Genomic DNA, 19548 nt, shown 5'->3' with positions numbered 1-19548 from the left:
CGATGAGCCACGATCTCACCAGCGCCCTGCTCTGGCTGATCCCCGGACTGCCCGCCCTCGGCGCGGCCGTCCTGCTGATCGCCGGCCGCCGCACCGACCGCTGGGGCCACCTCGCCGCCACCGCGCTGGTGACGGTGTCGGCGGTGCTCGGAATCGCGATGTGGATCGGCATGATCGGGCGCGACGGCGGGGCCCGCACAGTGACCAGCGGAAGCTACCGGTGGATCACCGCCGGTGATTTCAGCGTCGACGCCGCGCTGCGCCTGGACCAGCTGTCGATGTGCTTCGTGCTGCTGATCACCGTCGTCGGCGCGCTGATCCACGTCTACTCGATCGGCTACATGAGTCACGAGCCCGACCGCCGCCGGTTCTTCGCATACCTCAACCTGTTCGTCGCGGCGATGCTGATCCTCGTGCTCGCCGACAGCTACCTCGGGCTGTATCTGGGCTGGGAGGGCGTCGGTCTGGCGTCGTACCTGCTGATCGGCTTCTGGCAGCACAAGCCGAGCGCCGCGACGGCGGCCAAGAAGGCCTTCGTGATGAATCGGGTGGGCGACATCGGCATGGTGATCGCGCTGGCCGTCATGTTCGCGACCTTCGGCTCGGTGAGCTTCGACGGTGTCTTCGGCTCGGCGGCCACCGCGAGTGAGGCGACGCTGACAGCGATCTGCTTCATGCTGCTGCTCGGCGCGTGCGCGAAGTCGGCGCAGGTGCCGCTGCAGGCCTGGCTCGGCGACGCGATGGAGGGCCCCACCCCGGTCTCGGCGCTGATCCACGCGGCGACTATGGTGACCGCGGGCGTCTACCTGATCACCCGGTCGGCGCCGCTGTTCGATCTGGCTCCGCACGCGCAGACCGCCGTCGTGGTCGTCGGCGCGGTGACCCTTCTCTTCGGCGCGATCATCGGCTGCGCCAAGGACGACATCAAGAAGGCGCTCGCCGCCTCCACCATGAGTCAGATCGGCTACATGGTCCTCGCGGCCGGACTCGGGCCCGCCGGGTACGCCTTCGCGATCCTGCATCTGCTCACCCACGGATTCTTCAAGGCCGGATTGTTCCTCGGGTCCGGCTCGGTGATGCACGCGATGAACGACGAGACAGACATGCGGCGCTTCGGAGGGCTCCGGGCCGCCATGCCGATCACGTTCGTCACGTTCGGGTTCGGCTACCTCGCGATCATCGGCGTCCCGCCGTTCGCGGGCTTCTACTCCAAAGACCACATCATCGAGGCCGCTTTCGGTGACGGCGGTGTTCGCGGATGGCTGCTGGGCGGGGTGGCCGTCGTCGGCGCGGGAGTCACCGCCTTCTACATGACGCGCGTGATGGTTCTGACCTTCCTCGGCGAGAAGCGGTGGGCACCCGACGCCAAGCCGCATGAGGCGCCGCGGTCGATGACCGGGCCGATGATCGTGCTGGCGGCCGGCTCCCTGCTCTCGGGCGGTCTGCTTGCGATCGGCGGCTCGCTCGCCGACTTCCTCGCGCCGGTGGTCGGCGCCGTCCCCGAGGAGAGCGGTCCGCTGCCCGCCTGGTCCGTGACCGTGATCGTGCTGGCCGTAGTGGTGGTCGGCGCGGCGATCGCCTGGCGTCAGTACGGGCGGGGTGATGTCCCGGAGACGGCACCGGCCGACGTCTCGGGTCTCACCGTCGCGGCGCGCGCCGACCTGTACGGCGACGCCTTCAACGAACGGGTCTTCGCGATCCCCGGTGCCCGGCTCACCGCCGGGCTGGTACGGGCGGAGGACCGTGGTCTCGGCGCGGTGCCCGCGGGGGTCGGAGCCGGCGTCACCGGACTGTCGGTCCTGGCCAGGCGCGGACAGAACGGCTTCGTCCGGTCGTATGCCCTTTCGATACTCGCGGGCACCGTCGCGGTGGCCGCCCTGACCCTGGTGGTGAGCGCGCTGTGACGAACTCCGGAACCGTTCCGTGGCTCACCGTGCTGTGGCTGCTGCCCGCGGTGGCCTCGCTCGTGGTGATGCTCCTGCCCGCCGGCCGGGCCGCCGACGCCCGCCGGGTCTCGCTCGGGGCGTCGCTGCTCACCCTCGGCTGGGCGGTCGTCGTCGCCACCCGATTCTCGTCCGGCACCGGCGGCTACCAACTCACCGAGGACGTCAGCTGGATCCCGGCGTTCGGCGCCCGCTACAGCCTCGCGCTGGACGGGGTCGGGCTGGCGCTGATCCTGTTGACGGCGGTGCTGACACCGATCCTGCTGCTCGCCGGATGGCGCGACGTGAGCGATGCCGGCAATCGCCGGGTGCACATCTACGTGGCGCTGATGCTCGCGGTCGAGTCGATGGTGCTGATGAGCTTCGTCGCGACCGATGTACTGCTGTTCTACATCTTCTTCGAGGCGATGCTGGTGCCGATGTACTTCCTCATCGGCGGTTTCGGCGCCGCTGACGAGGGACGCCGGTCGCGGGCGGCCGTCGAGTTCCTGCTCTACAACCTCTTCGGCGGGTTGATCATGCTGGCGGCGGTGATCGGGCTGTACGTGGTGAGCTCCCGGTCGGGTCTCGGTCCGGACGGGGCCGGGACATTCAGCTTCTCCGACCTCGCCGCGGCCGCGTCCGCCGGTGGCCTCGACGCCTCCCAGGCGACGCTCGACCTGCTCTTCCTCGGATTCTTCTTCGCCTTCGCGGTCAAGGCACCGCTGTGGCCCGTGCACACCTGGTTGCCGGACGCGGCGGTGTCGACCACGCCCGCGGCCGCGGTGATGATGATGGCCGTCATGGACAAGGTCGGCACCTTCGCGATGCTGCGGTTCTGCATCGGTCTCTTCCCCGACGCGTCGGCCCGGTTCGCACCGTGGATCTCCGCGCTCGCCGTCGTCAGCATCGTCTACGGAGCGCTGTGCGCCATCGGGCAGCGCGACGTGATGCGCCTGATCTCGTACACCTCCATCTCACACTTCGGGTTCATCGTCCTCGGCGTCTTCGCCCTCACCGGGCAGGGACAGTCCGGCTCGGCGCTGTACATGGTCAACCACGGTCTCTCGACGGCCGCGCTGTTCCTGGTGGCGGGATTCCTGGTGAGCCAGCGGGGCAGCTCGCTGATCGCCGATTACGGCGGGGTGCAGAAGCTCGCCCCGATGCTGGCAGGCACGTTCCTGGTGGCCGGTCTGGCGACTCTCTCCCTTCCCGGACTGGCGCCGTTCGTGAGTGAGTTCCTGGTCCTCATCGGCACCTTCACGCGGTATCCCGTCGCCGCGATCGTCGCCGCGTCGGCCCTGGTGCTGTCGGCGGTCTACATCCTGTGGACGTATCAGCGCATGATGGGCGGACCCGAACGGCTCAGCGCCACGGTCGACGCCGGAGCGCAGGTGCCGATACGGGATCTCGATCTGCGGCAGAAGGCGGTCGTCGCGCCGTTGATCGTCGGACTGCTGGTGCTCGGTTTCTTCCCGCGGCTGGTGCTGGACTACATCGATCCGGCGGTGTCCCCGGCCCAGATCAGCACCCCGGCCGTCAGTGCCGGTGAAGGAGGTCATCGATGACCCTCGCGAGTGCTCTCGACGCTCACAGCATCGACTACTTCCGGCTCTCCCCCATGCTGATCGTCTTCGGCGCCGGAGTGATCGCGGTCCTGGTGGAGGCCTTCGCTCCGAAGCAGCGGCGCTACCGTGCCCAGCTGTGGCTGGCCGGAGGCGCCCTGGTGGCGGCCTTCGTGGCGCTGATGTTCGTCACCGCGTCCTTCATGGCGGACGGCGCCTCGGTGGCGATGTCCGGTGCCGTGGTGATCGACGGTCCGGCGCTGCTGCTGCAAGGTGCGGTGCTGGTGGTTTCGCTGGGCTCGATCGCGGTTATGGGCGAGCGCCGGCTCGACCGGGTGTGGGCGCCGCTGGAGGTGCGCACCGCGGCGGGCGAGCGCATCGCGGTCGGCGGGTCGAGCGGCGACGCCGCCGACGCCGATCTCCCCGCCGACGCCTTCACTCCCTCCGGCGCCACCGTTCCCGGCTCCCCCGACGAACTCGTCGCCGGGCGCGCGGGGGCGATCACCACAGAGGTCTACCCGCTCGCACTGCTCGCCGTCGGCGGAATGATGCTGTTCGGCGCGTGCGGCGATCTGCTCACCATGTTCATCGCGCTCGAGGTGCTGTCGCTCCCGCTGTACCTGCTGTGCGGACTCGCACGGCGACGCCGGCTGCTGTCGCAGGAGGCATCGCTCAAGTACTTCCTGCTGGGTGCGTTCTCGTCGGCGATCTTCCTGTTCGGCGCCTCGTTCGCCTACGGCGCGACGGGATCGCTGTCGCTGTCGGCCATCGGCGACGCCGTCGCGGGCGGTGAGCTCGAACCGGCCGCCGACCGCACGCTCGCGGTGCTCGCGGTGACCCTGCTCGCCGTCGGACTGCTCTTCAAGGTGGGCGCGGTGCCGTTCGGCTCGTGGGTACCCGACGTCTACCAGGGCGCTCCGACTCCGGTCACCGCGCTGATGGCCTCCGCGACCAAAGTGGCGGCGTTCGGCGCACTGCTGCGGGTGCTCCACGTATCGTTCGGCGCGCTGGAGCCGCAGTGGCGGCCCGCCCTGTGGGCGGTCGCGATTCTCACGATGGTGGTCGCGACGCTCATGGCCGTCACCCAGGGCGACCTGAAGCGCATGCTCGCCTACTCCTCGGTGAGCCACGTCGGTTTCGCGCTGGTCGGGGCGATCACGATGTCGCAGGCCGGCGTGGCCGCCACGCTGTTCTACGTCTGCGCCTACGCGTTGTCTGCTTTCGGTGCTTTCGCGCTGCTGTCGGTGGTCCGCGACGGCGCCGGGCGCGAGAGCACCGAGATCGCCTCGTGGGCCGGGCTCGGCCGCAGGCGACCCCTGGTCGGGGCGATGATGTCGCTGTTTCTGCTCTCGTTCGCCGGCATCCCGCTCACCAGCGGATTCATCGCCAAGTTCGCGGTCTTCGGCGCGGCCGGCGACGACGGCGCCTGGCCGCTGGTCATCGTCGGCGTCCTCTGCAGCGCCGTCGCCGCGTACTTCTACATCCGGGTCATCGTCGCGATGTTCTTCTCCGATCCCCCGCAGGATGCTCCCGAGGTGGTCACTCCGAGTCTGCTGACCTCGGTGCCGATCGCGCTGTCGGCGGCGCTGACCCTCGTACTGGGTCTGTTCCCCCAGTGGCTACTCGACCTCGCGACCTCCGCCGCCGCCTTCTACCGAGGCTGACTCAGCGCCGCCGAAGGCCGTCGCACCGGTGCCACTGACTGCGAGCTCGATCCGCTTCCTCAGGTCGTCGGAGCCGAGATCGTCGAGGTCGTCGAGACGTCGCCACATCACCTCGGTCAGTTCGCCGTCGGACGGTACTGGGTCGCCCGACCGCCAGCGGCAGCGGAACGTCAGATCGAGGTAGTCCACCTGGTCGCCGTTCACGTGCGTGCGCCGGGGCAACTGGTGCACCCACGCCAGCCGCTCCACCTCGATGTCGACTCCCGCCTCCTCCAACGCCTCCCGCCGCGCGGCCGTCGCGGGTTCCTCACCGGGATCGACGATCCCGGTGATGGGCGCCAGCGCGCCGTTGTCCGACCGACGTCCCAGCAGAACCCGTACTTCGTTCGCGTCCTCCCGCAGGATCACGGCGGTCACACCGATCAGCACCAGCGGGTCATGACCGATGTGCTCGCGCAGCTTCAGGACGTACTCGGGGGTCGGCATGAGCGTCAGGCTACGCGGGCTCGATTCCCTTCTCCGCGGCGATCGCGTCGATCCGCTGCGCCAGCGCGACGTCGAAGGAGGTCAGCTGACCGACGCTGTGCGTCACCAGCCGGAAGGCCACCGCCGGATACCGCAGGTCGACGTCGGGGTGATGACCGGCCTCCTCGGCCGCCGCCACCACGGCGGTCACCATCTCCAGACCGCGGACCATGTTGCCCGGCCGGTACTCGGCCACGAGCATCCCGTCGTCGACGGTCCAGGCATCGGGGGTCTGGGCGAGCGCCTCCGCCCGGGTCACGGGCTCCGGTTTCTGCGTCATGATTCATCCTCCTGTCACCGGTGACACGTCGACGCAGGGCACCGGACGCGGATGCGCCGGATCCAGGGCGTTGAGTACCAGCGCCGCGCTGCGTCTGTTCGACGTGATCGACATGTGGTCGGAACGGTCGCGGGAGCAACCGTCCTGTACGACGATGTTGCGCACCCGGGTGCCGGGCGGACCGTCGAGCAGCCCGGCGGTGTACGGCGTCACGATCTCATCGTCGCGGGTCACGATGTTGGTGTAGGCGACGCCGGGCAGATACGGCGTCGGCTCGCGGACGGCTCTGTTGAAATCGAGATCCTTCGGCGGCGACGAACACTCCGGGCAGGCCGGCCGGACGGGTTCGGCGATGCCGAGGCTCCGGCGGAACGACGCGATCGCCTCACCGCGCGCATCGTCGTCGTCGGGGCCCTGCCGCCAGTACGGCGCCAGGGAGACGTAGTGCGCCACCTCTCCCCGGCCGCCGAGGTACTTCATCCAGTACGTGGGGATCTCGGTGCCAAGCGAGTGCCCGACCAGATCCACCTGGTCCGCGCCGGTGGCGGCCCGCACGCGGTCGATGAATCGCTTGACGTCCCAAGCACTGTCGAGCTTGGGACCGAGGCCCCCGAGCGCGGAGACCGGCCAGACTCGCGCGAGCGCACCGTAGGTCGGGGCGAAGACGCAGTAGCCGTCGTTCTTGAGTACCGGAGCCAGTGTGGCCCAATTGGTCTGGCGGCCGCCGCCGCTGCCGTGCAGCAGCACCACCGGGTGCGGGTGACGCGGCGTCGGTCGGCACGAGAAGTCGTTGGTGCCCGGCAGCGAGCCGCCGGGGTTCGCCAGCTCGGCGCGGATTCCGGCGAGGAAGTCGTACGGGACCGGCAGCCGGGCCGGAGCCGCGGTCGCGGTTCCGGGGACACAGGCCAGCGCGACGAGGAGAATCACCAGTGAAAGCCGCGCCGCCACCGTCTCAACTCCTCGCGGCGGCCAGGTAGTCGTCTTGGAAGATGCCCATCCGCGTGGCGTCCCGGTAGGCGCCGTCGGCGAAGAACTCTCGGCGCAGCACCCCCTCGACGACGAACCCCGCCTTCTCGTACACGTGGATGGCCGCGGCGTTTTCGGTGTCCACCAGCAGGTACACCTTGTGCAGGTTGAGCGAGCGGAATGCGAAGTCGAGCGCCGCGCGCGTCGCCGCGCCGGCGTATCCGCGTCCCTGCTCGCCGGGCGCGATGATGATCTGGAATTCGCAGTTGCGGTGCACCTGGTCGATGTACACCAACTCGACCAGCCCCACCCGGCGTCCGGCGGCGTCGACGATGAAGCGGCGCTCACGGTCTCCGCACCGCTGCTGCCGGACGAATGTCTCCTCGAGGTCGGTGATGGTCACGTGCGCCGGCTCGAACCAGTAGCGCATCACCTCGGGATCGTTGAAAAGGCCGTGGACGAACTGCAGATCGGCCCGTTCCAGCGCCCGGAGCCTCGGCGCTGCGAAGGTCTCCGGAGTCGTAGCGTCACCCATGTCTGAGACCCTACTGCGACGCGGCCCGGCGCGGGAGTGCCGGATGCCCGACTCAGGGTGTCCGGGTCAGATGTCGTCGAACGACCCGCCGCGTCCCCTGCCCGCCGCGAAACGCTGCGCGCCGCCGACACCGTCCGCACGCAGCGAGGTCATGCCGATCGCGAACTCCCGGCGCAGCGCGGCCTCCTCGGAGTCCGCCCATTGTGCGCGGGCCGAGCGACGGTCGCCGCGCATGCAGGTGGCGGGCATGCGCGCGATGTCGTGGGCGAGCGCAACCGCCGCCTCGCGTGCGGTCCCCGCCGGGACCACGCGGTTCACCAGACCGAACGTCAGCGCCTCCGCGGCGTCGACGGGACGGCCGGTCAGGATGAGGTCCATCGCACGGCTGTGTCCGATCAGGCGCGGCAGGCGGACCGTTCCGCCGTCGATCAGCGGTACGCCCCACCGGCGGCAGAACACGCCGAACGTGGCGTCCTCGTCGGCGACCCGGAGATCGCACCACAGTGCCAGTTCCAGCCCGCCGGCCACCGCGTGCCCGTTGATCGCGGCGACGACCGGCTTGTCGAGGTCCATCCTGGTCGGTCCCATCGGGCCGTCTCCGTCCGGCGTCAGCACATTGGTGCGCTCGGTGCCGACGGCCTTGAGATCGGCACCGGCGCAGAACGACGGACCGTCGCCCGCCAGCACCGCCACCCGGGCGTCGGAGGCCTCGAATTCGCGGAAGGCGGCCGCGAGTTCGCGCGCCATGCCGGCGTCGACCGCGTTGTGCCGTTCCGGCCGGGCCATGATCACCACCGTCACGTCGCCGTCGCGCTCCACCCTGACGTCGTTCATCACTGCACTCCTTCGCCGGAAACCCCGATCTTTTGGGGAGTTCGGCGTTCTGTCAAGGCGACCGCGTGACAGGCTGGCCGATATGCGCGATGTCGTCATCTGTGAACCCCTCCGCACTCCGATCGGCAGGTACGGCGGTGCCCTCAGATCGCTGTCGGCGGCCCGGCTGGGCGAGATCGCGCTCCGCGCACTGATCGAGCGCACGGGTCTGGACCCGGAAGCCGTCGACGACGTGGTGCTCGGCAACGTGTACCCCACCAGCGAGGCCCCCGCCATCGGACGCGTGGTCGCACTCGACGCCGGACTGCCGGTGACGGTGCCCGGCGCGCAGGTGGACCGCCGCTGCGGTTCCGGTCTGTACTCGGTGATCATGGCCGCCATGCAGGTGGCCACCGGCGCGTGCGGCTTGGCCGTCGCCGGCGGAACCGAGTCGATGAGCAACGTCCCCTTCTACAGCACCGACATGCGCTGGGGCGTGCGCGGGCCTGGTGTGATGCTGCACGACGGCTTGGCGCGCGGGCGTGTGACCGCGGGTGGGCGCCATCACCCGGTCCCCGGCGGCATGCTCGAGACCGCTGAGAATCTCCGCAGGCGGTACGGGATCTCCCGCACCGACCAGGACGCCCTCGCCGTCGAATCGCATCGGCGAGCGGTGGAGGCACAGCGGTCCGGCGTGTTCGCCGAGGAGATCGTGCCCGTCACGGTTCCCTCGAAGGCGGGCGACATCGTCGTCGACTCCGACGAACATCCCCGTGCCGATACGACGATGGAGACCCTCGGGCGGCTCCGGCCCATCCTGGCCGCCTCCGACCCCGACGCGACGGTCACCGCGGGCAATGCCAGCGGGCAGAACGACGCGGCGGCGGTCTGTCTGGTGACGCACCCCGAGCGGGCGCAGGAGCTGGGTCTCGAGCCGATCGCACGCCTGGTCTCGTGGTCCGTCGCCGGAGTGGACCCGGCGTACATGGGCATCGGACCGGTTCCCGCGACCGGCGCCGCCCTCGCCCGCGCCGGGCTGTCCCTCGCCGATATGGATCTGATCGAACTGAACGAGGCCTTCGCCGCCCAGGCTCTCGCCTGCACTCGCGAGCTGGGTCTGGGAGCCGACGATGCCGCTCGGATCAACGTCCACGGTTCGGGCATCTCGCTGGGGCATCCCGTCGGCGCCACCGGGACCCGGATGCTCGGCACGCTCGCCCGCGAGCTGCGCCGCCGCGACGCCCTGTACGGTCTGGCCACCATGTGCATCGGCGGAGGTCAGGGGCTCGCAGCGATCATCCAGCGCGTCTGAGGGCTACCGGCCGATGTCGCCCGCGTTACCCGCGGATCACGGAGTTCTCGCATCGGCACCCCGCTCGCCGGTGCGTTCGGCACGTGGTCCAGCATTGCCGAATCCACGAACAGGAGAAGGCGATGCACCTCAGCGACCGGCAGATCACCCTGCGTTTCATGGCGGCCCCGACCGATGTCGCGACCCTCGGCGGCGGTGTCCGCGGCGGTCGGATCCTCGAATGGGTCGACAAGGCGGCCTACGCGTGCGCGGCGGCCTGGTCCGGCGGCTACAGCGTGACCGCCTACGTCGGGAACATCAGCTTCGGGCGGGACATCGATTCCGGCGACATCGTCGAGGTGACGGCCACTCTCATCCTCACCGGCCGATCGAGCATGCACATCGAATGCCGGGTGGCCTCGGCCGATCCGCGGCTCGGCGAGTTCACCGAGGCGAGTCGCTGCATCCTGGTGTTCGTCGCCGTCGACGACGACGGCACGCCGACACCGGTCCGTCAATGGCGGCCCGTCCTGCCCGACGACCTCGACCGCGCCGCGTACGCCGCCGAACGCACCGAGGTCCGCAATCGGATCACCGCGGCGATGGCCGGGGCCGACTACGGCGCGCCGTCGACCGCACCCGAGGCCTCCACCCGATTCCTCGCCGCCCCCACCGACGTCAACTGGGGCGGCAACACCCACGGCGGCCGGGTGATGGGCTGGATCGACGACGCCGCGTACCTCTGCGGGGTGCGGTGGTGCGGCGGCGAAGCGGTCACCGTCTACATGGGCGGCGTCCGCTTCTACGAGCCGATCCGCATCGGACAGGTGGTCGAGGTCAGCGCCCGTCTGATCCACACCGGCCGCCAGACCATGCATGTCTCGGTGCACGTCCACGCCCACTGGCCGCGCGACGGGCAGCAGACGCGCCGCCTCGCGGCCCACGGTCTGACGGTGCTGGCAGCGCTCGACGCGGACGGTGACGCCGCGCCGGCACCGACGTGGACGCCGAGGCTTCCCGGCGACGTCGCCCTCGACCGACACGCCCGCGAACTGATCGCGATCCGCGGCCAGCGGCGCCCGGCTCGCGAGCACCGGATGGTGGAGATCTGACACCTGGCGCGGGCCCGGCGCGCCGTGGCGTGCCGGCCCGGGATAATCGGTGCCATGACCGAATCCGCCGAGCAGAGCCGTCAGTACACCACCGCCGTCGCCGTCGAGGACTTCCGGCGCAACATCGCCGCCGTGCAGGCACGGATCGACGCCGCCGCGCGTCGGGCCGGACGTGATCCGGCTCAGGTGCAGCTCCTTCCGGTGTCGAAGACGGTGCCCGAGGAGCGGATCGTCAACGCCGTCGCCGCCGGCTGTCGTCGCCTCGGCGAGAACAAGGTGCAGGAGGCCAAGCGAAAGCACGGCGCCCTAGCCGACCTCGACGTCTCCTGGTCGGTGATCGGGCACCTGCAGACCAACAAGGCCAAGGACGTGGCCGCTTTCGCCGACGAATTCCAGGCGCTCGACAGCCTCCGCGTGGCCGAGGCGCTCGACCGCAGGCTGCAGGCCGCGGGCCGCGGCCTCGACGTGTACGTGCAGGTGAACACCTCGGGCGAGGACAGCAAGTACGGGCTCGCGCCCGACGAGCTGCCTGCGCTGCTCAGGCAGCTGCCGAACTACTCCGCCCTGCGCGTTCGCGGACTGATGACGCTCGCGGTCTTCTCCGACGACACCGATCGGGTGCGCTCGTGCTTCCGGCTGCTGCGCGACCTCCGCGACCGGACCCGCGACGTCGACCCGGATCTCCTCGGCGACGGCGGCCTCTCGATGGGCATGTCGGGCGATTACGAGCTCGCCGTCGAAGAGGGCTCCACCTGTGTCCGGGTGGGCCAGGCGATCTTCGGCGCACGGGCGACTCCGGACAGTATGTACTGGCCGGGCTGACCGCGGCCGGTCGCGTGGCTCAGGCCTCCCTGGCGCCGATCAACGCCTCCGAGATCACGCCGGTGGCCCGCCGGAGCGCGAGGACCGCCCGCTCCTGCAGTTCATCGTCCATCCGCGACGTCGGACCGGAGATCCCGACGGCCATCGGGGTCGGCGCCCCGGGAACCGCCATCGCGACGCAGCGGACGCCGAGTTCCTGCTCCTGTTCGTCCACTGAGTAGCCGTTCGAGCGCACCCGTTCCACCTCCGCGAAGACGCCGGAGAGGGAGGTGACGCTGTATTTCGTGGTCGCGGGCATGCCCGCCTGCGACACGAGCTTGAGGATCCGGGCGTCGTCGAGCTCTGCCAGAATCGCCTTGCCGACCCCGGAATTGTGCAGGTTGACCCGTCGTCCGACCTCGTTGTTGGTGCGCATGGTGTGCGGCGACGGCACCTGGGCGGTGTAGATGACCATGTCTCCGTCGAGGACCGCGAGGCTCGCGGTCTCCGACAGCTCGGCCACCAGCGCCTCCAGTACCGGATCCGCGACCGCGCCGAGCTGCCGGTTGGCGACCTCGCCCAAACGGATCAGTCGAGGTCCGAGCGCGTACCGTTTGTTCGGCAGCTGCCGGACGTATCCGATGCCGACGAGCGTGCGAAGCAGCCGGTGGATGGTCGGCGGAGGCAGCGGCGACTCGCCGGAGAGGTGGCTGAGCGAGCACTCGCCGCCGGCTCGGCCGATCAACTCCATCAATTCGAATGCGCGCTCGACGGACTGCACGCCGCCCGTCTTGCTCTCGCTTGCCGCTGCGGCCACCGTCTCGCTCCTCAGTTATGGGACACCAGAACTCTATCTTCCACCATGCGGAACACAAAGCGTCTCCACAATCCGTGTCCGCTTGTGTGAAGTGCACAATTCGCACTAGACTCCACGATGCGGAATTGCAATTCCGTATTCGACTGACCGGGAGGGTGAATGACCAGCGGCTATCTCAGCGACTCCTTTCTGGCCGACGTCGACAGCCGATTGTCGGAGGCGGACGAGGACCTGGTACGCCGCTACCCCGGCGACGACGGTCGACGCCAGCCGGTCCACACCGTGTACGTTCCCGCCGACCGCTACGCACCCGAACTCCCGCGACAATGGGGCGCCGCCGCACTGGACACCGCGCGCGCGGCCGGCGGCCTCGACGCGGTCGCGGCGATGATCGGACTCGGCGCCGCGCCCGAGTCCACGCCGGAACGGCTCGCCGATCTCGTCGCGGCCAAACTGAGGTCCGAACCCATCGAGGACCTCCGTCTCGACTTCGAGGACGGATACGGCGACCGCGGTGACGCCGCCGAGGACGCCGACGTCGCATCCGCCGCCGCAGCGGTGCGCTCCGCGAACGACTCCGACGCGCTCCCGCCGTTCATCGGCATCCGCTTCAAATGCTTCGAGGCTCCCGTCCGGCGCCGCGGGCTGCGCACGCTCGACGCCTTCATCGGCGCCTTGGCGGCCGGAGGGCCGCTGCCCGACGGCCTCACCCTCACGCTCCCGAAGGTCACTTCGGTGGACCAGGTGGAGGCGATGGTCCAGGTCGCGGCAGCACTGGAACAGGCGCACGGCCTCCCGTCCCGGCGCATCCGGTTCGAGGTCCAGGTGGAGACGCCGCAGGCCGTCCTGGGCCCCGACGGCACGGCTCCGGTGGCGAGACTGATCCATGCGGGCGACGGACGGGTCAGCTCACTGCACTACGGCACCTACGACTACTCGGCGTCGCTCGGCATCGCGGCGGCGTACCAATCGATGGAGCACCCGGCGGCCGACCACGCCAAGAACGTCATGCAGCTGGCCGTCGCGGGCACCGGCGTTCACCTGTCCGACGGTTCCACCAACGTCCTGCCCGTCGGCGACGACCGGGAGCGGGCGGCGGCCTGGCGGCTGCACGCCCGACTCGTCCGCCGCCACCTGGAGCGCGGCATCTACCAGGGGTGGGATCTGCACCCGAACCAGCTCGTGACCCGTTTCCTGGCCACCTACGCCTTCTACCGCGACGGCTTCGCTCCCGCCGCCGCGCGTCTGCGGAACTACATGCACCGCATCGACTCCGGGATTCTCGACGAGCCGGCCACGGCCCGCGCACTCGCCGGTTTCATCGACCGCGGCGCCGTCTGCGGCGCACTCCCCGCCGACGATGTGGAAGCCGCCACCGACCTCCCGATGGAGACGGTCCGGGCCGTCGCCCTCGGTCGCATCACCACTCCGCTCGCCTGAACCGAACTCACACCCCACAGAGGAGACGTCGTGACCCCACCGCAGAAAGCGTCGTACTACACTCCCCGCGGCGGCCTGCCGCCGCAGACCGCGCTGCTCACGGATCGGGCCGTGGTCACCGAGGCGTACACGGTGATCCCCCGCGGTGTCCTCTCCGACATCGTCACGTCGGTCTTCCCCGAGTGGACCCGCACGCGCGGCTGGATCCTGAATCGGCCGGTCGCCGGCGGTTCCACCACGTTCTTCCAGGCCATCATGGAGGTCCAGCCCGGTGGAGGCGCCGACCGGCCCGAGCCGCAGCCCGAGGTGGAGGGTTTCCTGTTCGTCACCTCCGGCGCGCTGTCGGTGGTCGCCGACGGACATGCGCAGACGCTCACCGAGGGCGGGTTCGCCTACCTCCCCGCGGGCACGGCGTGGTCGGCACGCAACGACGCAGACGCCGACGCGACCTTCGTCTGGATCCGCAAGCGTTATCAGCCCGTCGACGGCCATGCGCCGTCGGTCCGCTTCGGGAACGAGCGGGACATCGAACCGTCCGCGATGCCCGGCACCGACGGCAAATGGCGCACCACCCGCATGCTCGATCCGCAGGACCTCGCCTACGACATGCATGTCAACGTCGTGACCTTCGAGCCCGGCGCCACCATCCCCTTCGCCGAGACGCACGTCATGGAGCACGGACTCCTGATGCTGGAAGGCAAGGCCGTCTACCACCTCAACGGCGACTGGGTGGAGGTGCAGGAGGGCGACTACCTCTCCCTGCGCGCGTTCTGCCCGCAGGCCTGCTACGCCGGTGGGCCGTCGAACTTCCGGTATCTGCTCTACAAGGACGTCAACCGCCAGATCCTGCTCTGACTTCAGGCAGATCGTCTCCCCGCACTCCGCCCGGTACGCGTGCTCCCCCACCGCGTGCCGGGCGGTTCCATGCTTCGGTGGTCGGCGGATCAGATCTGGAACGGCCAGCCCACGACCTTCTTCTCACGCGGCGGTGCGTACGTGCGCACCTTGGAGGTCGACAGTCCCATGCGGACGAGCCCCTCGGCGACGGTGACCGCCGAACGCACGCCGTCGACGATGGGAACGCCGGTCGCGGCCCTGACCTTCTCCTCGAGCTCGGCCATTCCGCCGCAGCCGAGGCAGATCACCTCGGCGTGATCGCGCTCGACCGCTTCGCGCGCCTGCGCGACGATCGCCTCCACGGCACGCTCCGGGTCGGACTCCAATTCGAGGACGCCGAGGCCGGACGCCCGCACCGACGCGCAGCGCGTCGCGAGACCGGCGAGGCGCAGTCGGTCCTCGATCAGCGGAACGGTGCGGTCGAGCGTCGTGACGACCGAGTACTTGTGACCGAGGTACATGGCCGTCGAGGCGGCCGCCTCGGTGATGTCGACGACGGGCACGTCGAGCAGTTCCTGCAGTCCCTCTCGGCCGTGTTCGCCGTAGCCGGCCTGGATGACGGCGTCGAAGGGCTCGGGATAGGACGTGATCGCATCCATGACGGCGATAGCGGCGAGGTACGACTCGAAGTTGCCCTCGCAGGAGTCCGCGCCGAAGCGCGGAGTGACGCCGAAGATCTCGGTCCCGGGCGCGGCGACGGCCCGGGCCGACTCCGCGATCGCGTCGGTCATGGACTGCGTGGTGTTGACGTTGGCGACGAGAATCCGCACGGATTCGCTCCTTCGGGGGAATGGACGGGAATGGGGCGTGCCGGACGTCAGTGCGTGCTGGCGACGGCGATGGCCTCGCCGGAGACGTCGGCGAACGGTCCCTTGCGATCGGCGACGAGCAAATAGACGATCGCACCGACGGCGGCCCCGATGAACCACGAGTACTCCGAGACCACTTCGAAGGCCGGCACGAAAGCCAGGACGAGAGCGAACGCCGCCGTCGGGATCAGTGCGATCACCGCGCGGGGGTTGACGCCGCCCCGGTAGTGGTAGGCGCCGTCGGGGTCCTCGGTGAACAGCTCGGGAACATTGACCCGCGATCGCCGGACCAGCCAGTAGTCGGCCATCACGATGCCGAACAGCGGGCCGAGCAGGGCACCGAGTCCGCCGAGGAAGTAATTGATGACCGCGGGCGAGTTGTAGAGGTTCCACGGCAGGATCACCAGACCGATGACCGCGGAGACCAGCGCCGCGCGCTGGAAGTTCAGCGTCTTGGGGAACAGATTGCTCAGCGCGTAGATCGGTGCGACGAAGTTCGCCATCATGTTGACCGCGACCGTCAGGATCAGCAGCGCGAGGCAGGCGAGCACCAGCAGGAACGTGTTCGGCACGGCCTGGACGATGTCGGCCGGCGATTCGATGACCCGGCCGTCGATCCGAAACTGCGCGCCGGCGAGGGTGATGACGATGCCGCCGAAGAGCAGCATGTTCAGCGGAATGCCGAAGAAGTTGCCCCGCACGATGGAGCCCTTCGACTTCGCGTTGCGGGTGAAATCGCAGAAGTTGAGGACGAACGTGCCGTAGATCGCCACCCAGAGGCTGGCGCCGCCGACGATCTTGGCCCACATCTCACCGCCGGTGAGCGAGTCCGGCGTCGTCCACGCGATGGTCCAGTCGGCCTGGCTGAGCATCCAGACGGCCAGCGCGATCATGGTGATGAGAATGACGGGTCCGGCGAAGGCCTCGTACCGGCGAATCATCTCCATGCCGTAGCTGACGATCACCAGCTGGATCACCCACAGCGAGACGAACGAGATCCAGCCGAGGGTGGAGAGTCCGAGGAAACTGTTCGCATCGAGGTTCTGGGCCGACGGGATCAGCGCGACGATCAGGATGCGCAGCACCACCGACGCGAGGAAGGTCTGGATGCCGAACCAGGCGATGGCGACGGCGCCGCGGATGAGGGCGGGGATCTGCGCACCACGGATGCCGAACGAGATCCGGCTCATCACCGGGAACGGGACGCCGGTCTTCTCGCCCATGAATCCCGAGAGATTCAGGAGCAGGAACAGGAACAGTCCGCCGAGGCCGAGGGCCAGCAGGATCTGCCATCCGCCCAGGCCGAGCGCGAACAGGCCGATCGCGAACGCGTAGTTGCCGAGGCTGTGCACGTCGTTGGCCCACAGCGTGAAGATGTTGTACGCGCTCCATCGTCGTCCGGCCCGCTTGGTCGGAGCCAGATCGGCGTTGTAGAGGGCGGGACTCACGCATTCCGGCAGTCCCTGCTCGGTCCGCACGGCGACGTCGTCGAACGACACCGCGGACTCAGTGCGGCCGGCGGGGCCGGCGTCCTCGATCACTCCGGATGATTCGGTGCTCATGGCAGGACTTTCACTCGTCGCGGAGGACCTTGCCGCCAACCGCTGATTCCACTGTGTGGAATTAAGATTCCGTGGTTTTGAACATTTACGCCTACCGCTCGGTCAGATGTCAACCCCCGAGCACGTCGCACGCCCGCTGGGCGCCGTTCCAAAAAACGACGATGTGATTCCACCATGAGGAATTACTCTGCGGTATTCTCTCCTCGACAGATCTGTCCGGCGACCACGTGGAGGAGCAGCCGCACATGAGTACCAGCCCGGAGAGCAACGAGACGGCGCAGTCCGTGTCCGCCGAGCCCGCGACCGCGTTCGATCTGGTCCTGCGCGGCGAGCAGATGTTGACGACGGCGGGGATCGTGGCCCGCGAGATCGGCATCCGCGACGGCCGCGTCACCGCGATCGAGCCGCTCGGCAGCGGCCTGCAGGGTGCCGAGGTCATCGAACTCGCGTCGAATCAAGTGATGATTCCGGGGCTGGTCGACACCCACGTGCACGTGAACGAGCCGGGTCGCACCGAATGGGAGGGCTTCGAGTCCGCCACCAAGGCGGCCGCCGCGGGCGGCGTCACCACGCTGATCGACATGCCGCTGAACTCGATTCCGTCCACCGTCACGGTCGAGGCGCTCAACATCAAGCGGCGGGCCGCCGCGGGCAAGACCTACATCGACGTCGGCTTCTGGGGCGGCGCCATTCCCGGCAACGAGGGCGACCTCCGCGGGCTGCACGACGAGGGCGTCTTCGGTTTCAAGTGCTTCCTGCTGCACTCGGGCGTCGACGAGTTTCCGCATCTCACCGCCGACGAGATGGAAGCGGATATGGCGGAGCTGGCGAAGTACGACTCCCTGATGATCGTTCACGCCGAGGACTCGCACGCGATCGACCACGCGCCCACCGCGGAGGGCAACCAGTACGCGAACTTCCTGGCCTCCCGCCCGCGCGGCGCAGAGAACGTGGCGGTCGCCGAGGTGATCGAGCGCGCCCGCTGGACCGGCGCCCGCGCGCACATCCTGCACCTGTCGTCCTCGGACGCACTGCCGATGATCGCCTCGGCGCGCCGCGACGGCGTCAAGCTCACCGTCGAGACGTGTCCGCACTACCTGACGCTGCTCGCCGAGGAGATCCCCAACGGCGCCACCGCGTACAAATGCTGTCCGCCGATCCGCGAGGCGTCGAACCGAGAGCTGCTCTGGCAGGGGCTGCTCGACGGCACCATCGACTGCATCGTGTCCGACCACTCGCCGTCGACGGTCGACCTCAAAGACGTCGAGGGCGGCGACTTCGGCGTCGCCTGGGGCGGCGTCGCATCACTGCAACTGGGACTGTCGCTGATCTGGACCGAGGCCAAGCGCCGCGGCATCGGCCTGCCGCAGGTGATGGAATGGATGTCGGCCAAGCCCGCGGCTCTGGCCGGGCTGACCAACAAGGGCCGCATCGCCCTCGGCTGCGACGCCGACTTCGCGATCTTCGAGCCCGATTCGGCGCAGGTGGTCGACGTCCGCAACCTGCATCACAAGAACCCGATCAGTCCGTACGACGGCCGCGCCCTGGCCGGCGTCGTCACGGGCACCTGGCTTCGCGGTCAGAAGGTCGACTTCGAGAACCCCCGCGGCCGGATGCTGCGCCGCGGAGACGTCTGATCCCATCACCTGGTCAGACAACGGAAAACGACTTCGCCGGCGAGGCACCACCTCGCCGGCGAAGTGCGTTGTGGCACAGCGAACTTCCAAACGCTTGTCGGCTGATCGGTCTAATCGTCCACCGGGCTCGCTGATATCCCCGAACAAGACATTGCCGACTCCTAAGATTCGTACGGTTTCCGCGCATTGCGCACACGCACATTCAGGAGCACGATGACCAACCAGCCACCCCTTCCACCGAATGGCCCCTACCCGCAGTATGGCCATCCACCCGTCGGCCCAGGGATGCAACCGCCCGTGCCGCCGGCCAAGCAGCGCAAGAAGTGGCCATGGATCGTCGGCATCGTCGTCGTAGTGGTGATCATCGCGGCGGCGATGAGCGGCGGCGATGACGACAAGTCCACTGACAAGACTGCGAAGAGCGCGGCGACCGTTTCCCAGCGAGCCGACACAGCGACCGCTGTCCCAGACGATGAAACGAACGAGAAGTCTGACAAGAAGTCGAAGGATGCGGGGCTCAACACTCCCGTCCGGGATGGCAAGTTCGAGTTCACTGTCACCGGTGTCGAGAAGGGCGTGCCCTCTGTGGGTGACAATCCCTACCTCACCGAGCAGGCTCAAGGGCAGTTCGTCATCCTGTCGGTCACAGTGAAGAACATCGGGAAGAAGCCCCAGTCCTTCTCTCCGACCGCCCAGAAGCTGACCGACTCCGAAGACCGGACATTCGAGCCCGACACGACAGCGCAGATCGCGCTCGGCGGGTCGGACATCACCGTCTGGGACAACATCAACCCGGGCAACGCAGTCGACGTCAAGCTCGTATTCGATATGCCGAAGGGCGCTGTTCCCGCAGCCGTGGAACTGCACGATTCGATGTTCTCGAATGGAGCCTCGGTGGATCTGGCCTAACCG

Annotated in this window: 18 protein-coding genes; 10 read left to right on the top strand and 8 right to left on the bottom strand. The window is 69.0% G+C overall.

From position 1 onward, the window contains the following. Positions 1-2: 2 nt before the first annotated feature. Genes nuoL through nuoN form a run of 3 tightly spaced genes read left to right on the top strand, consistent with a single transcriptional unit; the run spans position 3 to position 5151 of the window. On the top strand, positions 3-1904 hold the full coding sequence (nuoL, locus tag ABFX36_RS15035) for an NADH-quinone oxidoreductase subunit L (RefSeq protein WP_045540229.1): 1902 nt from the start codon (positions 3-5) through the stop codon (positions 1902-1904). Further along, positions 1901-3490, top strand: coding sequence for an NADH-quinone oxidoreductase subunit M (locus ABFX36_RS15030; protein ID WP_346077036.1), 1590 nt, complete (start codon positions 1901-1903; stop codon positions 3488-3490). The genes nuoL and ABFX36_RS15030 overlap by 4 nt, the downstream gene beginning before the upstream one ends. Next, complete coding sequence (gene nuoN / locus ABFX36_RS15025) at positions 3487-5151, top strand: NADH-quinone oxidoreductase subunit NuoN (protein ID WP_062367589.1); 1665 nt, start codon at positions 3487-3489, stop codon at positions 5149-5151. Before ABFX36_RS15030 ends, nuoN begins: the two co-directional genes overlap by 4 nt. Here nuoN and ABFX36_RS15020 read toward each other — a convergent pair. The 5 genes from ABFX36_RS15020 to ABFX36_RS15000 form a co-directional block, all read right to left on the bottom strand. Continuing rightward, positions 5107-5637: an NUDIX hydrolase gene (locus ABFX36_RS15020; RefSeq protein ID WP_278126990.1), complete on the bottom strand. Its 531-nt coding sequence runs from the start codon at positions 5635-5637 to the stop codon at positions 5107-5109. The genes nuoN and ABFX36_RS15020 overlap by 45 nt on opposite strands. 10 nt (positions 5638-5647) lie before the next feature. Continuing rightward, positions 5648-5956 carry a 4a-hydroxytetrahydrobiopterin dehydratase gene (locus tag ABFX36_RS15015; RefSeq protein ID WP_278126989.1) on the bottom strand — a complete coding sequence of 103 codons (309 nt, stop codon included), beginning with the start codon at positions 5954-5956 and terminating at the stop codon, positions 5648-5650. A 3-nt stretch (positions 5957-5959) separates the two neighbouring features. Then, a complete protein-coding gene (locus tag ABFX36_RS15010; RefSeq protein ID WP_375002194.1) occupies positions 5960-6904 on the bottom strand; it encodes an esterase/lipase family protein in 945 nt (314 codons plus the stop codon). A gap of 4 nt (positions 6905-6908) precedes the next feature. Next, positions 6909-7457: a GNAT family N-acetyltransferase gene (locus ABFX36_RS15005; RefSeq protein WP_062367587.1), complete on the bottom strand. Its 549-nt coding sequence runs from the start codon at positions 7455-7457 to the stop codon at positions 6909-6911. A gap of 66 nt (positions 7458-7523) precedes the next feature. After that, positions 7524-8291 (bottom strand): crotonase/enoyl-CoA hydratase family protein, encoded by a 768-nt coding sequence (locus ABFX36_RS15000; RefSeq protein WP_346077032.1) that lies wholly within the window; start codon positions 8289-8291, stop codon positions 7524-7526. Between the two features lie 82 nt (positions 8292-8373). On the opposite strand from ABFX36_RS15000, the gene ABFX36_RS14995 reads away from it, so the two are divergent. The 3 genes from ABFX36_RS14995 (at position 8374) to ABFX36_RS14985 (ending at position 11495) form a co-directional block, all read left to right on the top strand. After that, entirely contained in the window at positions 8374-9582 is a 1209-nt protein-coding gene (locus ABFX36_RS14995) for an acetyl-CoA C-acetyltransferase (protein WP_062367586.1), read from the top strand. Between the two features lie 122 nt (positions 9583-9704). Then, the gene (locus ABFX36_RS14990; protein WP_346077030.1) at positions 9705-10673 is read left to right on the top strand and encodes an acyl-CoA thioesterase; all 969 of its coding nucleotides are present in this window, start codon (positions 9705-9707) and stop codon (positions 10671-10673) included. A 54-nt stretch (positions 10674-10727) separates the two neighbouring features. Further along, on the top strand, positions 10728-11495 hold the full coding sequence (locus tag ABFX36_RS14985) for a YggS family pyridoxal phosphate-dependent enzyme (protein ID WP_346077028.1): 768 nt from the start codon (positions 10728-10730) through the stop codon (positions 11493-11495). Positions 11496-11514: 19 nt separating this feature from the next. Here ABFX36_RS14985 and ABFX36_RS14980 read toward each other — a convergent pair whose 3' ends face one another. Beyond that, positions 11515-12291, bottom strand: a complete 777-nt coding sequence (locus ABFX36_RS14980) for an IclR family transcriptional regulator (protein WP_082781307.1) — start codon at positions 12289-12291, stop codon at positions 11515-11517. Between the two features lie 159 nt (positions 12292-12450). On the opposite strand from ABFX36_RS14980, the gene ABFX36_RS14975 reads away from it, so the two are divergent. Beyond that, positions 12451-13731: a DUF6986 family protein gene (locus ABFX36_RS14975; RefSeq protein ID WP_346077026.1), complete on the top strand. Its 1281-nt coding sequence runs from the start codon at positions 12451-12453 to the stop codon at positions 13729-13731. 30 nt (positions 13732-13761) lie between these two features. Further along, entirely contained in the window at positions 13762-14586 is an 825-nt protein-coding gene (locus ABFX36_RS14970; RefSeq protein ID WP_006896556.1) for a bifunctional allantoicase/(S)-ureidoglycine aminohydrolase, read from the top strand. 89 nt (positions 14587-14675) lie between these two features. On the opposite strand, the gene ABFX36_RS14965 is transcribed toward ABFX36_RS14970, so the two are convergent. Together ABFX36_RS14965 and ABFX36_RS14960 are read right to left on the bottom strand one after the other, a co-directional pair. Then, on the bottom strand, positions 14676-15398 hold the full coding sequence (locus tag ABFX36_RS14965; RefSeq protein WP_346077024.1) for an aspartate/glutamate racemase family protein: 723 nt from the start codon (positions 15396-15398) through the stop codon (positions 14676-14678). Between the two features lie 47 nt (positions 15399-15445). Then, on the bottom strand, positions 15446-16999 hold the full coding sequence (locus ABFX36_RS14960) for an NCS1 family nucleobase:cation symporter-1 (RefSeq protein ID WP_346077022.1): 1554 nt from the start codon (positions 16997-16999) through the stop codon (positions 15446-15448). A 245-nt stretch (positions 17000-17244) separates the two neighbouring features. Between ABFX36_RS14960 and allB the strand changes: the two genes are divergently transcribed. Next, positions 17245-18636: an allantoinase AllB gene (gene allB, locus ABFX36_RS14955; protein WP_346077020.1), complete on the top strand. Its 1392-nt coding sequence runs from the start codon at positions 17245-17247 to the stop codon at positions 18634-18636. Between the two features lie 213 nt (positions 18637-18849). Beyond that, positions 18850-19545: a DUF4352 domain-containing protein gene (locus ABFX36_RS14950; RefSeq protein ID WP_346077019.1), complete on the top strand. Its 696-nt coding sequence runs from the start codon at positions 18850-18852 to the stop codon at positions 19543-19545. Positions 19546-19548 lie beyond the last annotated feature (3 nt).

Source organism: Gordonia cholesterolivorans, assembly GCF_039531975.1.
GTDB lineage: Bacteria > Actinomycetota > Actinomycetes > Mycobacteriales > Mycobacteriaceae > Gordonia > Gordonia sihwensis.
The sequence above is the reverse complement of the archived record's forward strand: the minus strand, read 5'-3'. Positions and strand labels throughout refer to the sequence as shown.

What these genes read in the sequence shown, in the direction of transcription:
- ABFX36_RS14985 (WP_346077028.1), top strand. Translation starts at nt 10,728, where the DNA reads ATGACCGAATCCGCCGAGCAGAGCCGTCAGTACACCACCGCCGTCGCC.
- ABFX36_RS15015 (WP_278126989.1), bottom strand. Translation starts at nt 5,956, where the DNA reads ATGACGCAGAAACCGGAGCCCGTGACCCGGGCGGAGGCGCTCGCCCAG.
- ABFX36_RS14995 (WP_062367586.1), top strand. Translation starts at nt 8,374, where the DNA reads ATGCGCGATGTCGTCATCTGTGAACCCCTCCGCACTCCGATCGGCAGG.
- allB (WP_346077020.1), top strand. Translation starts at nt 17,245, where the DNA reads ATGAGTACCAGCCCGGAGAGCAACGAGACGGCGCAGTCCGTGTCCGCC.
- ABFX36_RS14950 (WP_346077019.1), top strand. Translation starts at nt 18,850, where the DNA reads ATGACCAACCAGCCACCCCTTCCACCGAATGGCCCCTACCCGCAGTAT.
- nuoL (WP_045540229.1), top strand. Translation starts at nt 3, where the DNA reads ATGAGCCACGATCTCACCAGCGCCCTGCTCTGGCTGATCCCCGGACTG.
- ABFX36_RS14960 (WP_346077022.1), bottom strand. Translation starts at nt 16,999, where the DNA reads ATGAGCACCGAATCATCCGGAGTGATCGAGGACGCCGGCCCCGCCGGC.
- ABFX36_RS15000 (WP_346077032.1), bottom strand. Translation starts at nt 8,291, where the DNA reads ATGAACGACGTCAGGGTGGAGCGCGACGGCGACGTGACGGTGGTGATC.
- ABFX36_RS15020 (WP_278126990.1), bottom strand. Translation starts at nt 5,637, where the DNA reads ATGCCGACCCCCGAGTACGTCCTGAAGCTGCGCGAGCACATCGGTCAT.
- ABFX36_RS15005 (WP_062367587.1), bottom strand. Translation starts at nt 7,457, where the DNA reads ATGGGTGACGCTACGACTCCGGAGACCTTCGCAGCGCCGAGGCTCCGG.
- ABFX36_RS14975 (WP_346077026.1), top strand. Translation starts at nt 12,451, where the DNA reads ATGACCAGCGGCTATCTCAGCGACTCCTTTCTGGCCGACGTCGACAGC.
- ABFX36_RS14990 (WP_346077030.1), top strand. Translation starts at nt 9,705, where the DNA reads ATGCACCTCAGCGACCGGCAGATCACCCTGCGTTTCATGGCGGCCCCG.
- nuoN (WP_062367589.1), top strand. Translation starts at nt 3,487, where the DNA reads ATGACCCTCGCGAGTGCTCTCGACGCTCACAGCATCGACTACTTCCGG.